We start from the raw sequence: 13464 nt of genomic DNA on the forward strand, positions 1-13464 counted from the left end.
GACGGGACCGCCCGTACCGTCCGTAGCGACACGTCAACGGAGGCACCGTGCTGGATCCCGCCGCGCCGCAACTCGTCATCAACGCCCGGACGCTGCTGTTCAGCTGGCTCCCGGCGGATCCCGGCGCGGTCGAGACGCTGGTTCCGGCCGGGCTGCGCCCGCACCCGCAGCGCCAGGTCTTCGTCAACCAGTACGTGGTCGACGACGAGACGCAGACCTCCGGCTTCGGCGCGTACTCACTCACCTACATCGGTGTCTCGCTCGCGGACATGGACCCACCCGACGGCGGGACGCCCGGAGGCTGGTGGACGCACTACCTCGCCTCCAGCGAACGGGTCCGGCAGTACGCCGCCGCGCGCGGCGCGCCGGCCGTCGAGGGGCAGACCCGGGTAAACGTGCGGGGTGACCGGCTCACCTCCGAGACCCGGGCCGCGGACGGCACGCCGCTGATCCGGGTCACCGCCCGGGTCGGGCACACGGGCACCGAGGCGCACAACGGCCACCACCGCTACCTCACTCGTCTCGACGGCGAGCTGATCGTCACCGACTACCCGTACGTGGCCGAGCCGGTGTCACCGTTCGAGGTCGAGTCGGTGGAGTTTCCGGCGCCGGAGCACCCGGTCCACGCGCTGCGGCCGGCCAACCCGCTGCACGTGTGCTGGGGCTTCTACTCGCCGCGCGTGTCGTTCGCGTACCCGGCCCGCCCGAACGTGCCCGACGAGGTGACCGGCCTTCACCAGGTGCCGGCCCGCCGGGCCCGCAGCGGCCTGCCGTCCGGGTCGTAGACCAGCCGGTACGCCGGCAGCGCCCAGAGCCGCGTACGCCAGGGCAGCCGCTCCGGGCGGTGCGGCCGCAGCCGGCCCGGCGGACGGGGACCGGCCCGGCCCCCGGCGTGCCAGCGGTCCAGCTCGTCGGCCGCCGCGGTGATAGCCGCCACCGCGTCCGCCGGGTCGATCAGGTCGTCGTCCTGCGCGCCGCCGGGATCGCGGTCCAGGTGCTCGCGCCACAACCGCAGCCGCAGGTCGCGGGCGAACACCCGGGCGCCGTCGCCCAACCCGGCCGGGTCGGCCGGGGCCCGCTCGTCCCGGGTGTCGTCGAGCACCGCGCAGGACAGTTCACTGTCGTGCGTCCAGGACCGGCGGTTGAAGTTGTCGCTGCCCACGCTGGCCCACACGTCGTCCACCACGCAGACCTTCGCGTGCACGTAGACGGGCGTGCCGTCGTGGTTCTCCACGTCGAACACGTGCACCCGCTGCGGCGCGGCCCGGTGGCACAGCGACAGCGCCTGCTCCCGGCCCACCATGTTCGGCGGCAGCGCGAGCCGGCCGTCCACGTCCGGGTGCCGGGGCACGACCGCCACCAGGTGCAGGTCCTGGTGCTCGTGCAGCGCCTGCGCGAACAGCTCGGCCACCTCTGTCGACCAGAGGTACTGGTCCTCCAGGTAGATCAGCCGCCGCGCCCGGCGTACCGCCTTGGTGTAGCCGCGGGCCACGGTGCGCTCGCCGTCCGGGGCGAACGAGTAGCGGGGCCGCACCGCCGGGTAGGTGCGCAGCACCTGCACGTGGTGCGGCCCGCAGGGCGGCGGGTCGGCGGGCTGCTCGGGCAGCGGGTCCGGGCGCAGGTCCGAGCCGCGCATCCGGTCCCGCAGGTACGCCATCGGGTTCTCCGAGTCCAGCGGCATCGGGTCGGTCCACCGCTCCCGGAACGTCGTGTCGAGCGCGCCGACCACCGGCCCGCGCACCGCGAGCTGCACGTCGTGCCAGGGCGGTGTGGGGCCGTACCGGGGGGACATGCCGATCGGCTGCGGGTCGCCGGCGTGGCCGGCGTCGTCGCGGCGGCTGTGGCACAGGTCGATGCCGCCGGCGAACGCGATGTCGCGGCTCGGGTCGCCGGGCCGGCGCAGCACCACGAGCTTCTGGTGGTGCGAGCCGCCGCGCCGGACCCGCTGGTCGAGCAGCACCTCGCCGCCGGCCGCGCGGATCGCCTCGCTGAGGTCGCGGTTCTCCGCCTCGCTGTAGGACAGCGCGTCGAGGTGGGAACGCCAGATCAGGCCCTTGACGATCACGCCGCGCTGGGCGGCCCGGGCGAACAACTGCGCCACGGTCGGGCCGTCCGGGCGCATCCGCTCGTCCGGGTCGCCACGCCAGTCGGTGAAGAACAGGTGGTCGCCCGCCGACAGCGCCTCCACCTCGCTGACCAGGCGGTCGAAGTACGCGGCACCGTGAATCAGCGGCTCGGCGAGGTTTCCATCGGTCCAGACGGGTAATTCAGAGCCCGGGTTGGCGCGTTCCTGTGCGGTGAGGAACCAGTCCCGCAGAGTCACGTTCCACCCCCCGAGGTCGACGACGTCCTCACACGGTAGGACCCCCGGCAGGGCCCCGCACGTCGAGCAGCAGGTCGGCGTCGGTGCGCGCGTCTGGGGTGCGCCGGACCCCTGGACCGCGAAACCGAGGAGGCACCGACATGCCCGCCGAGACGACGAACACCGTGACCGACGACCGCGACCAGGCGGTGGAGGGGGAGCGGGGTGCGCTGGTGGCGGTCCTGTTGATGGTGATCCTCGGGGTGGCCGGGATCTTCGCCGTCTCCTGAGACCGCGGCCGGGCGCCCCGGCGGACCGGGGCGCCCGTGGCAGGTCAGGGCCGGTCGCCCTGGCCGTCGCTGTGCGGCACCCGCCCGGTCGGGATCACCCCGAGCCGGCCGGCCTGGAAGTCCTCGACCGCCTTGATCAGCTCGGCGCGGGTGTTCATCACGAACGGGCCGTAGTGCGCCACCGGCTCGCGGATCGGCTGACCGCCCATCAGGTACAGCTCCAGCGCCGGGGCGTTGGAGTCCTGCGTCCGGTCGGCGGTGATCCGCAGCGCCTCACCGGGCCCGTGCACGGCGAGCTGGCCGAGGTGGATCGGCCGCCGGTCGGTGCCGACGGTGCCGCGGCCGGCCAGCACGTACACCAGCGCGTTGAAGTCCGACCGCCACGGCAGGCTCAGCTCGGCGCCGGGCTGCAACGTGACGTGCGCGATGGTGATCGGCGTGTGCGTCGAGCCCGGGCCCCGGTGCCCGGCGACCTCGCCGGCGATGACCCGGATCAGGCCGCCGCCGTCGGGCGTGGTCAGCAACGCCGACTCCCGGCCGCGGATGTCCTGGTAGCGGGGCGCGCTCATCTTGGCCACCCGGGGCAGGTTGACCCAGAGCTGAAGGCCGTGGAACAGCCCGCCGCTCATCACCAGGTGCTCCGGCGGCGCCTCGATGTGCAACAGGCCACTACCTGCTGTCATCCACTGGGTGTCGCCGTCGGTGATGGTGCCGCCGCCACCTGTCGAGTCCTGGTGGTCCATGATCCCGTCGATCATGTAGGTCACCGTCTCGAAGCCGCGGTGCGGGTGCCAGGAGGTGCCCTTCGGCTCGCCCGGCGCGTAGTCGACCTCGCCCATCTGGTCGAGGTGGATGAACGGGTCCAGCTCGGTCATCGGCACGCCGGCGAAGGCCCGGCGGACCGGGAAGCCCTCGCCCTCGTACCCGCTGGGGGCGGTGGTGACCCGGCGGACCGAGCGGTATTCGGTAGCCTCCCCGAGCTTCGGCAGGCGGGGCAGGACGAGGACGTCGTCGACGGTGATCGCGGGCATCGCGGGGCTCCTTACTTGTCGGCCGGGGTGGACGACGCGGTGCGGTCGGCGCGCAGGCGCCGGCCGAGCCGCTCGAAGACCCGGGTGAGGCAGGCGACCTCGGCGTCGTCGAGGTCGTCGATCAGGTGGGCGCGCACGGAGCGCAGGTGGTGCGGCGCGGCCTCGCGCAGGGCGAGCAGGCCGGCCGCGGTGAGCACGGCCTCGCTGCCGCGCCGGTCCGCCGGACACGCCTCCTTCGCCACCAGGCCGCGCTTCTGCATCGTGGTGACCTGGTAGGTCAGCCGGCTCGGCGAGAACACCAGCCGGTCGGCCAGCTCACCCATGCGCAACCGCTGGCCGGGCGCCTCGGAGAGCAGCACCAGCACGTGGTAGTCGGCGAAGCTCAGGTCGCTGTCGGCGCGCAGGTCGTCCTCGAGCCGGGTGAACAGCCGCTGGCTCGACTCGATGTACGCGCGCCAGCAGGCCATCCGCTCCGCGTCCAGGCTCTCCGTCATGGCTCCGAGAGTAGCACTACTTAAAATTTAAACAAGTGTCCCTGCCGTGTGTGGCGCAGGCCGTTCGCGGCTCTTCTTGAAAACTGAAGATAGGGTCGGGGGATGGATGATCTCGACCTGCTCGACTGGCGGGAGCGGGTGGCCCGGCTCTACCTGTCCGACCTCGACCTGACCGGCTTCCGGGCCGCCCGCGACGAGCTGTTCCGCACCCACCCCAGCAGCCCGGTGCCGCCCGCCGACCGGCCCGGCTTCACCGGGCTGCGGTGGTACCCGCCTGAGCCGGCGGCCGTGGTCGAGGCGCCGCTGCGGCCCGCCTCCGGTGAGCTGCGCATCGACACCGGCGGCCCGGACGGCGTGGTCGCGTACCGGCGGGTGGCCGTCGCCGAGACGCCGTGGGGACCGCTGACGCTCTGGTGGATCGAGGCGTACGGGGGCGGGTTGTTCCTGCCCCTGCGCGACGGCACCTGTGGCGACGGCTCGTACGGCGGGGGCCGGTATCTCACCGACACGGTCAAGGGCACGTTCGGGCGGGGCCTGACCGTGCTGCCCGGTGACCGGGTCCGCCTGGACGCCAACTACCTCTACAACCCCAGCTGCGCCTACGACGACAGGTGGGCCTGCCCGCTGGCCCCGCCGGAGAACCGGGTGGACGTGCCGTTGCGCGCCGGTGAGCGGGCGTACCACTGATGCGGCGAGGGAGGACCCCGGCGGGGCCCTCCCTCGATGTCGCGTACCGCCGGTCAGCGGGCGGTGGCGCCGGTCGGTGTCAGGTGCATCCGGCTGAGCAACTGCTGGGCCTGACCGGCCAGCTCCGCGTCCACCGTGACCGCGTACTGGGCGGCCCGCAGCGAACTGGCCGACGTGAAGTCACGCTGACCGCCGCTCATCGCGTGCGCGACAGCGCCGAACACCGCACCCCAGATCGCGCCGATCACCAGCCCGACCAGGATCACCGCGAGCCAGTTCCCGGCGGTGAAGATGCCGAAGAGCAACCCGATGAACAAACCGAACCAGGCGCCGGTGCCGGCCCCGAGCAGGGCCGCCCGGCCCGTGGTGAGCCGTCCCATCACGGTCTCCACGAGCGTGAGGTCCGTACCGACGATCGAGGTACGTTCCACCGGGAACCGGTTGTCGGCCAGATAGTCCACCACGCGCTGGGCGGACGGATAGTCCGGGTACGAGCCGATTGTGACGGTCGCCGAACCGGCCTGCGGTCCGTGCCCGTCCCCGCTCGGCGGCGTCGGGCGACCGCCCGGGCCGGACGGGAGGTTGTCGCTGCCCGGCATTCCGGGTTGCCAGGCCGCGGTCGGAGTCGAGGGTCTGGTCATGAGCATCCTCCTTCGTCAACTCGCCGCGTTCCCGCCCGCGGCGAGCGGTAACGCGGCGACCGCCACCGATGCGGGAAAGGCATGGCGGCACTCGTGCCGGGTAGCCACAGTCGTGCGGACCGGACGGATCAGCGAGCACGGCTTCCTCGCCGACGGGCGCAGCGCGGCGCTTGTCGACCGGGAGGGCGCCGTCAACTGGTGGTGCCCGGCCCGCTTCGACTCGCCGTCGGTGTTCGGGCGGCTCCTCGACTCCGACGCCGGGCACTGGAGCATCCGCCCCGAGGGCGAGGCCACCAGCACGCGCTCCTACCTGGACGACACGCTCGTGCTGCGGACCGTCTTCGCCACCGGGACCGGCACGGTGGCCGTCACCGACGCGCTGGCGCTGGAGCCCGGCGCGCGCGGGCACGAGATCGGGTTGCGCTCGCCGCGGGTGCTCGTCCGGGTGGTGGAGGGGCTCACCGGCGAGGTGCCGATGCGCGTCGACTACGCGCCGCGCTTCGAGTACGGCCGCGTCGGCGCCTACCTCACCGAACGCGACGGGGTGGTGGGCGCCACCGCCGGGGCGTGCCACCTGGAGTTGCGCTGCGACGTCCCGCTGAGCCTCGACGGCGGGACCGCCGTCGGGCGGTTCACCGCACGCCCCGGCAGCAGGCACCGCTTCACCCTCGGGTACGCCCCGACGTACGACGGCGCCGCCCCGGCGCTGCCCGACGCCGCCGACGTGGTGGCCGAGACGGTGGCGGGCTGGCGCTCCTGGTCCGGCCTGCACGACTACCAGGGCGAGTTCCGCGACGAGGTGCGGCGCAGCGCGCTCGCCGTGCAGGGCATGACGTACGGGCCCAGCGGCGCTGTCGTCGCGGCGGCCACCGCCTCGCTGCCGGAGAAGCCCGGCGGTGACCGCAACTACGACTACCGCTTCGTCTGGCTGCGCGACTTCAGCCTCACCCTCCAGGCGCTCTGGCGGGCCGCCTGCCCGGACGAGGCGGACCGGCAGTTCACCTGGGTGGCGCGGGCGATGGGGCGGATCGGCGACGAGCCGGTGCCGATCATGTACGGGGTCGAGGGTGAGCGGGACCTGACCGAGCACGACCTCGACCACCTCGCCGGGTACGCCGGCAGCCGGCCGGTGGTCGTCGGCAACAACGCCTGGCGGCAGCGGCAGAACGACGTGCTGGGCGAGGTGCTCGACGCGGCCTGGCTGCTGCGCTACTACCTCGACCCGATGTCACCCGAGGTGCGTGACCTGCTGCGGATGCTCGCCGACCAGGCCGTGCGCGGCTGGCGCCTGCCCGACTCCGGGATGTGGGAGGGGCGCGGCCCGGAGCGGCACTACGTCTCCTCCAAGGTGGAGTGCTGGACCGCGCTGGACCGGGCGGTCCGGTTCGGCTCGCGCATCGGCGAGCCGGCCGACGTGGCCCGCTGGGCGGCAGCCCGCGACGAGGTACGGGCGGCGGTGCTCACCCAGGGCTGGAACGAGCGGGTCGGCGCGTACACCGGGGTCTTCGGCTCCGACGACCTGGACGCCTCGGTGCTGCTCATGCCGCTCGTCGGTTTCCTGCCCGCGAGCGATCCGCGGATGCGGGCCACGATGGACGTCATCGAGCACCGGCTGTCCCGCGACGGGCTGCTGCGGCGCTGGGACGGCGACCCGGCCGGGTTCGTGATCTGCTCGTTCTGGCTGGCCGCCTGCCTGGCCGAAGCGGGCGAGCTGGACCGGGCCCGGCGGCTGTTCGGGCAGGTGGCCGCTCGCACCAACGACCTCGGGCTCTACGCCGAGCAGATCGACCAGGACACCGGCGAGCAGGTCGGCAACTTCCCGCAGGCGTACTCGCACATCGGCCTGATCATCGCCGCCGGCCGCATCACCGACGCCGCCGCCCGCGCCGAGGCCCCGTCTTCGCGTCGATCATGAAGTTGACGGTGTAGTCGATCTCCCTGAATGCCGCCAACCTCATGATCGACGCGGGAGAAGAGGTGGGGTGGGGGAGGATGAGGGGGTGGATCTGGTGATCATGGCGGACACGCATGTGCCGAAGCGGGCACGGGATCTGCCCGCGCCGCTGTGGGCGGCGGTGGAGGCGGCGGACGTGGTGGTGCACGCCGGGGACTGGGTGGATGTCGCGCTGCTGGACGCGCTGGAGGAGCGGTCGCGCCGGCTGGTCGGGGTGTACGGCAACAACGACGGACCGGCGCTGCGCGCCCGGCTGCCCGAGGTGGCCCGGGTCGAGCTGGACGGCCTGCGGGTCGCCGTGGTGCACGAGACCGGCCCGAAGACCCGACGCGAGGAGCGCTGCGCCGCCGCGTACGGCGACTGTGACCTGCTCGTCTTCGGGCATCGCACATCCCCTGGGACAGCGTCGCGCCGGGCGGCCTGCGGCTGCTCAACCCCGGCTCACCGACCGACCGGCGGGCGCAGCCGCACGCCACGTACCTGACCGCGCGGGTGGCGGCGGGGCGGCTCGACCGGGTCGAGCTGCACCGCCTGCCCCCGCGCTGACCGTTCAGCGGCCCCGGCCGGTCTCCGCCTGCAACTCGTCGATCCGCCGGGACGCCTCGGCCTTGGTCAGGCCCTCCGGCACCGGCTCGCCCGCCTCCTGGGCCAGCGTGTGCAGGTACGACTCCTGGGCGGCGGTGGGCGGCTCGTCGCCGGTGACCCAGTCGTCCGGGTCCTTGACGGCGGCGTCCGGGTTCACGTTCCTGCCGTTGGTGTTGGCGCGGTCGGCCATGCTCATCACCTCTCCTCGAACAGGTGTTCCACTACCCCCGGCCCGCCGGGTTCATGCCGGCCGCCGCCTACGATCACCTGGTGACGGCGGACCGGGCGGGCGTGGTGGTGGTCGGCGCGGGCATCGCCGGAGTGGCGTGCGCGACCGAGCTGGCGCGGGCCGGGATCCCGGTACGGCTGCGCGAGCGCGCCCGGGTCACCGGCGGGCGGATGGCCAGCAAGCGTTTCGACGGCCGCCCGGCCGACCTGGGCGCCGCGTACTTCACAGTCGACGACCCGGACTTCGCCGCCGTGGTGGACCGGTGGCGGGCGGCCGGGCTGGCGCGGGAGTGGACCGACACGCTCGTCGCGTACGGGCCGCGCGGCCGCGAGCAGGTCAGCGGCCCGATGCGCTGGGCCGCCCCGCGAGGGCTGCGCTCGCTCGTCGAACAACTGGCCGGCGACCTGCCGGTGACCCACAACCGGCTGGTGATGAGCGTCGAGCCGGGCCCCCGGGTGGACGGCGCCGAGGCCGAGGCGGTCGTGCTCGCCATGCCCGGCCCGCAGGCCGCGCTGCTGCTGGACCCGGCGCTGGCCGAGGCGACCCGGGCGGTGGCCGCGCAGCGGTGGTCGTCCGCGTTGAGCGGGGTGCTGCACTTCCCGGCCCGCCGCTGGGCGGACTTCCGGGGCGCGTTCGTCAACGACCACCCCGTGCTCAGCCTGGTCTGCGACGACGGCGACCGGCGCGGTGACGGCGCGCCGGTGCTCGTCGCGCACACCACCGCCGGGTTCGCCGCCGGGCACCTGCTCCAGCCCACCGGGGCCCGAGAGGCCGTCGAGCAGGCGGTCCGCGACCTGCTCGGGCTGCCCGAGCCGGCGCTGTCGACCCACGTGCACCGCTGGACGTACGCGACGCCGGCGGCCCGTGCCGACGGCGCGACCTTCCACCTGGACCACGACGGGATCGGCCTGGCGGGCGACGCGTTCGGCCGCCCGCGCGTGCAGACCGCCTGGCGCTCCGGCCGGGACCTCGGCCGCGCGCTCGCCGCCCGGCTGGCCTGACCCGGGGCGCGCTCAGCCGGTGGCGCCCACCGGCTGAGCCGCCGACCCGGCCCGCGTCTCCTCGCCGGTGCGTTCGCCCTCCCGGTCCAGCAACTGCATGACCGGTGTCGCGGCGATCCCGTGCGCCACCACCGACACCACCACCACGAGACCGACAGTGGCCCAGACCAGATCCGCCTGCGGGAAGTCGGTCTTGCTGGTGGCGTACGCCAGGTAGTAGAACGAGCCGACGCCGCGGATGCCGAACAGCGAGATCACCCAGTGCTCGGCCGGCTTGCCGGGCGCCCCGCGCAGCGACAGCCACCCCGCCAGCGGCCGGATCACCAGCACCAGGGCCAGCCCGGCCAGCGCCGCCGGCCAGGTCAGCGGGGCGAGCAGCCCACCGATCACCGCGCCGCCGAACAGCAGCAGCAACAGCACGGTGAGCAGCCGCTCCACCTGCTCGGCGAAGTCGTGCAGCACGGAGTGGAACTCATGGGTGCGCTCGGCGGCCCGGATCGCGCGGGCGGCCACGAACACGGCCAGGAATCCGTACCCGCCGATCACCTCGACCAGCCCGTACGCGAGGAACGTCGCGGCCAGCGCGAGGAACCCCTCGGAGTGCCGGGCCAGCCGGAGCTTGCTCGGGGCGCGGAAGAACAGCTTGCCGAGCAGCCAGCCGACGAGCAGCCCGCCGCCCACCCCGGCGGCGAGCTTGTAGAGCACGTCCACCGCGAACCACTCGGCCAACCACCCGGACGGGGCGAGACCGGTGGTGGCGATCGCGATGGCCGCGTACACGAACGGGAAGGCCAGCCCGTCGTTCAGGCCCGCCTCGGAGGTGAGCGCGAAGCGCACCTCGTCCTCCGAGTCCTCCACATCGGTCGGTTCGCCCACCTGCACGTCGGAGGCGAGCACCGGGTCGGTGGGCGCGAGCGCCGCGCCGAGCAGCAGCGCCGCGGCCGGTACCAGCCCGGCCCACCACCAGCCGAGCAGCGCCACCGCGGCGATGCACAACGGCATGGCGATGGCCAGCAGCCGCCACGTCGACGACCAGCGGGCCCAGCTCAACGGGCGGTCGATCTTCAGGCCGGCGCCCATGAGGGCGACGATCACCCCGACCTCGGTGAGGTGGGTGGTCAGCTCCGGCCAGCGCAGCGGATCCGGTGTGGGCAGACCGGTGGGCAGCAGGAAGACGAGCATGCCGAGCCCGAGGAACGCGATGGGCATCGACAGCGGCCGTCTCTCCAGCACCCGGGGGAGCACCCCGGCCAGCAGCGCACCGACGCCCAGCAGAGCGAACGCGACATCGACCGGTTCCACGGCACCACCCTTCCGACGCCCGTCGCCCGGGCGGTGGAGTCCAGCAGTGCCCCGAAGCGGGCCCGGCTATGCCTGCGCGTGCCTGCCGGTCGAGGCCGGTCAGCCGAGCGACGCGACGGCGCTGTCCGACAGGGCGTCCAGCAGCGCGGCCGGGTCGTCGTACACCGCCACCGCGCCCGCGCCGGCCAGCTCCGCGCGGCCGGTGCCGCCGCAGGTCAGCCCGATGCAGGGGATGTCCAGCTTGCCGGCGGCGGCGACGTCCCAGACGGAGTCGCCGACGAACACCACCCGCTCGGCGGCCAGTCCCGACTGCTCCAGCGCGGCGACCAGGATGTCCGGCGCCGGCTTGCTCTCCTGCGCGTCGGCCGACGAGGTGACCGAGTCGATCACGTCGTCCACGTCCAGCGCGGCCCGCAGCGCGGTCACCTCGTGCTCGGCGGCCGACGTCGCGAGCACCACCCGCAGCCCGCGCTCCGCGCAGGCGCGCAGCAGCTCCCGCGCCCCGGGCAGCGGCGTGAGCCGCTCCCAGTACTCGCCGTAGAGCGCGTCGTGCGCGTCACGCAGCCGGCCGTCGGCGTCCCGGTCGCGCTCCGCGCCGAGCAGGTGGTCGAGGAGCTTGTCCGAGCCCATGCCGATAGACCTGTGGATCCGCGCCATCGGCACCCGGTGGTCGGCCTGGCGCAGCGCCTCCCACCAGCTCACCGTGTGCAGGTACGTCGTGTCGACCAGGGTGCCGTCCACGTCGAAGAGGACACCGCGGCGCTTGTCGTCGGTCATGGTCGGCTCCTACCCGGCCCGGGCGTCGCCGACGCGCGACCCGTCCGACGGAATGAGGATCTCGAACCACACAGTCGAGCCGCGTACGGTCGGGTCGGTGCCCCAGGCGTCGCTCAGCTCCTCGATCAGGCCGAGCCCGCGGCCCCGGCTGCTGAGCGTGTCGGTCTGGGCGCGGGTGACCTGACCCCGGGTGCCCGAGTCGGCCACGGACACCAGCAGCCGCTCCGCGGACAGGTCCACCTCGACCCGGGCCGCGGTGCCGGCGTGCAGCAGCGCGTTCGTGGTCAGCTCGCTCGTGCACAGCACCGCCGCGCCGATCACCGCCTCAGGCACCTGCCACTCGGTGAGCTGCGCGGTCATCCAGTGCCGGACCCGGCTCGGCGCGGTCGGCTCGGCCGGCACCTCCATGCTCGCCGACCGGCTCGGCCGGACCGCGTACTCCACCGCGAGCACCGCCACGTCGTCTTCGGTGGCGCCCGGCACCGCGGCGGTCGCGACCGCGCACAGCGCACGCGGGTCCCCGCTGGCCGCCCCGGTGACCGCCGCGCCCAGCCCGGCCAGCCCGGCGGCCAGATCCTGCCAGCGCCGCTCCACCACGCCGTCGCTGTAGAGCAGCAGAGTGTCGCCGGGGTGGAACGGCACGCTCGCGGTACGCGCGCGCCCGCCGAGACCCAGCGGCGGCGCGGGCGGCACCTGCACGAACTCGGCGACCGCCGCCGCGCCGGGCCCGGCGCGCCGGATCAGTGGCGCGGGATGCCCGGCGCTGGCGAGCGTGACCCGCTCCCGGTCCGCCTCGACCACGCCGAACACCACCGTGACGAACAGTTCCTGCGTGCCGCCCTCCACGCCGAGGCTGGCCACCAGCCGGTCCAGGCCGTCGAGCACGGCGTCCGGGCGGGGGTCGACCAGGGCGAGCGCGCGCAGCGCGGCGCGCACCTGACCCATCCGGGCGGCGGCCTGCACGTCGTGCCCGGCCACGTCGCCGAGCACCACCCCGAGCGCCCCGGTGGGCAGCAGGAACGCGTCGTAGAAGTCGCCGCCGGCGGCGTTGCCGTCCACGCCCGGGTCGTACCGGGCGGCGATACGCAGCCGGGGCAGGTCCGGCAGCCGCTCCGGCAGCATGCTGCGTTGCAGCATCTGGGCGGTGCCGTGCTGGGTCTCGAAGCGGCGGGCCCGCTCGGCGGCCTGGCCGACCAGCTCCGCCGACGCGGCGAGCAGCGCCCGTTCCGCGGGGGACCAGGGACGCGGCTCCCGGTAACCGATGGTGAGCGAGCCACGGACCACACTCGTGCGCAGCGGCAGCGCCGCGAGCGCGCGGATCTTCTCGTCGTGCCGGTCCGCCGCGACGCCGCGCAGCGGCTGCCCGTCGGCGGTGAACGAGGCCACGCCGCTGCGCGCGGACACCACCGCCGGCAGCGCCGACTCGGCGGACATCCGCCGCCACAGCGGGGGTAGCCGCTCGTCGGCCTCGTCGAGCAGCTCGCCGCGGATGCGGCGGACCAGCCGCCAGGCGCTGCCCTCGTCCACCGCGAACGACACCCGGTCCGCGTCGAAGGAGTGCAGGCAGTAGCGCAGCGTCACCCGGGCCACGTCGTCCAGGGTGAGCGTGCCGGACAGCGCCGCCGCGAAGTCGCTCAGGCTCTGCAACTGCTGGGTCAGCTGGGTGGTCTGCGCCGAGACGGTGAGCACGCCGACGATGCGGCCGGTGGAATCGCGTACCGCGCAGTGCCCACGGGTGAACACGGCCGGCTCGGCCGGGCCCTGCCGGTCGGCGGGCAGCACCGCCTCCCGCTGCAGGAACGGCTCACCGTGCCGGTAGACGCGCTCCAGCGCCTCGCCGGCGCCGGGATCACGCCACACCTCGGCGAACGCCTCGGCCGCCGGCCGGCCCAGCGCGTGCGGGTGCCGGTCGCCGATCAGCTCGGCGTACCCGTCGTTGTAGAAGACGACGAGGTCGTCGCCGAGGAGCAGCGCCATCGGCACCGGGGAGGCGAGCACCACGTCCATCACGGCGCGTACCGCCGGATCCCAGCCCTGCGGGGCGCCCAGCGGCGTGCCGGCCCACGGATGATCGGTCTGCGCGGGCGGCCCGTGGACGACGGGATCGGCGGGCGCTCCCGGTGCGGGGGCGGGCGGTGTGGGAACCCGACCGACGGTGCCTGGCATGACCG

Annotated in this window: 13 protein-coding genes and 1 pseudogene; 6 read left to right on the forward strand and 8 right to left on the reverse strand. The window is 74.4% G+C overall.

Annotated features, from left to right (window positions below):
• Positions 1-47: 47 nt before the first annotated feature.
• Positions 48-785, forward strand: a complete 738-nt coding sequence (locus AMK25_RS08470; protein ID WP_073827568.1) for a hypothetical protein — start codon at positions 48-50, stop codon at positions 783-785.
• Here AMK25_RS08470 and AMK25_RS08475 read toward each other — a convergent pair.
• A complete protein-coding gene (locus tag AMK25_RS08475; protein WP_073827569.1) occupies positions 734-2323 on the reverse strand; it encodes a phospholipase D family protein in 1590 nt (529 codons plus the stop codon). The genes AMK25_RS08470 and AMK25_RS08475 overlap by 52 nt on opposite strands.
• A 140-nt stretch (positions 2324-2463) precedes the next feature.
• Here AMK25_RS08475 and AMK25_RS32955 point away from each other — a divergent pair, with 140 nt between their 5' ends.
• Positions 2464-2592, forward strand: coding sequence for a hypothetical protein (locus AMK25_RS32955; RefSeq protein ID WP_255292629.1), 129 nt, complete (start codon positions 2464-2466; stop codon positions 2590-2592).
• A 44-nt stretch (positions 2593-2636) separates the two neighbouring features.
• Here AMK25_RS32955 and AMK25_RS08480 read toward each other — a convergent pair whose 3' ends face one another.
• Positions 2637-3623 carry a pirin family protein gene (locus tag AMK25_RS08480; protein WP_073827570.1) on the reverse strand — a complete coding sequence of 329 codons (987 nt, stop codon included), beginning with the start codon at positions 3621-3623 and terminating at the stop codon, positions 2637-2639.
• An 11-nt stretch (positions 3624-3634) separates the two neighbouring features.
• Positions 3635-4117 (reverse strand): MarR family winged helix-turn-helix transcriptional regulator, encoded by a 483-nt coding sequence (locus tag AMK25_RS08485; protein WP_073827571.1) that lies wholly within the window; start codon positions 4115-4117, stop codon positions 3635-3637.
• Positions 4118-4219: 102 nt separating this feature from the next.
• Between AMK25_RS08485 and AMK25_RS08490 the strand changes: the two genes are divergently transcribed.
• Positions 4220-4804: a DUF1684 domain-containing protein gene (locus AMK25_RS08490; protein WP_073827572.1), complete on the forward strand. Its 585-nt coding sequence runs from the start codon at positions 4220-4222 to the stop codon at positions 4802-4804.
• Between the two features lie 53 nt (positions 4805-4857).
• On the opposite strand, the gene AMK25_RS08495 is transcribed toward AMK25_RS08490, so the two are convergent.
• Positions 4858-5445 carry a general stress protein gene (locus tag AMK25_RS08495; RefSeq protein WP_073827797.1) on the reverse strand — a complete coding sequence of 196 codons (588 nt, stop codon included), beginning with the start codon at positions 5443-5445 and terminating at the stop codon, positions 4858-4860.
• Positions 5446-5557: 112 nt separating this feature from the next.
• Here AMK25_RS08495 and AMK25_RS08500 point away from each other — a divergent pair, with 112 nt between their 5' ends.
• Both AMK25_RS08500 and AMK25_RS08505 read left to right on the forward strand, forming a co-directional pair.
• Positions 5558-7360 (forward strand): glycoside hydrolase family 15 protein, encoded by a 1803-nt coding sequence (locus tag AMK25_RS08500; protein ID WP_073827573.1) that lies wholly within the window; start codon positions 5558-5560, stop codon positions 7358-7360.
• An 85-nt stretch (positions 7361-7445) separates the two neighbouring features.
• Positions 7446-7945, forward strand: a pseudogene (locus AMK25_RS08505) (metallophosphoesterase family protein).
• A 4-nt stretch (positions 7946-7949) separates the two neighbouring features.
• Here the strand turns inward: AMK25_RS08505 and AMK25_RS08510 are convergent.
• The gene (locus tag AMK25_RS08510; RefSeq protein ID WP_013474820.1) at positions 7950-8174 is read right to left on the reverse strand and encodes a DUF3072 domain-containing protein; all 225 of its coding nucleotides are present in this window, start codon (positions 8172-8174) and stop codon (positions 7950-7952) included.
• 101 nt (positions 8175-8275) lie between these two features.
• On the opposite strand from AMK25_RS08510, the gene AMK25_RS08515 reads away from it, so the two are divergent.
• Positions 8276-9214 (forward strand): NAD(P)/FAD-dependent oxidoreductase, encoded by a 939-nt coding sequence (locus AMK25_RS08515; RefSeq protein ID WP_198937486.1) that lies wholly within the window; start codon positions 8276-8278, stop codon positions 9212-9214.
• Positions 9215-9226: 12 nt separating this feature from the next.
• Here the strand turns inward: AMK25_RS08515 and AMK25_RS08520 are convergent, their stop codons facing one another.
• The 3 genes from AMK25_RS08520 to AMK25_RS08530 form a co-directional block, all read right to left on the reverse strand.
• A complete protein-coding gene (locus tag AMK25_RS08520) occupies positions 9227-10516 on the reverse strand; it encodes a cation:proton antiporter (protein WP_073827575.1) in 1290 nt (429 codons plus the stop codon).
• 99 nt (positions 10517-10615) lie between these two features.
• Positions 10616-11293: an HAD family hydrolase gene (locus AMK25_RS08525; RefSeq protein ID WP_073827576.1), complete on the reverse strand. Its 678-nt coding sequence runs from the start codon at positions 11291-11293 to the stop codon at positions 10616-10618.
• Positions 11294-11302: 9 nt separating this feature from the next.
• Positions 11303-13459 (reverse strand): ATP-binding SpoIIE family protein phosphatase, encoded by a 2157-nt coding sequence (locus AMK25_RS08530; RefSeq protein ID WP_073827577.1) that lies wholly within the window; start codon positions 13457-13459, stop codon positions 11303-11305.
• Positions 13460-13464 lie beyond the last annotated feature (5 nt).

This window comes from Micromonospora sp. TSRI0369, assembly GCF_001905625.1.
In the GTDB taxonomy this organism is placed as follows: domain Bacteria; phylum Actinomycetota; class Actinomycetes; order Mycobacteriales; family Micromonosporaceae; genus Micromonospora; species Micromonospora echinospora_A.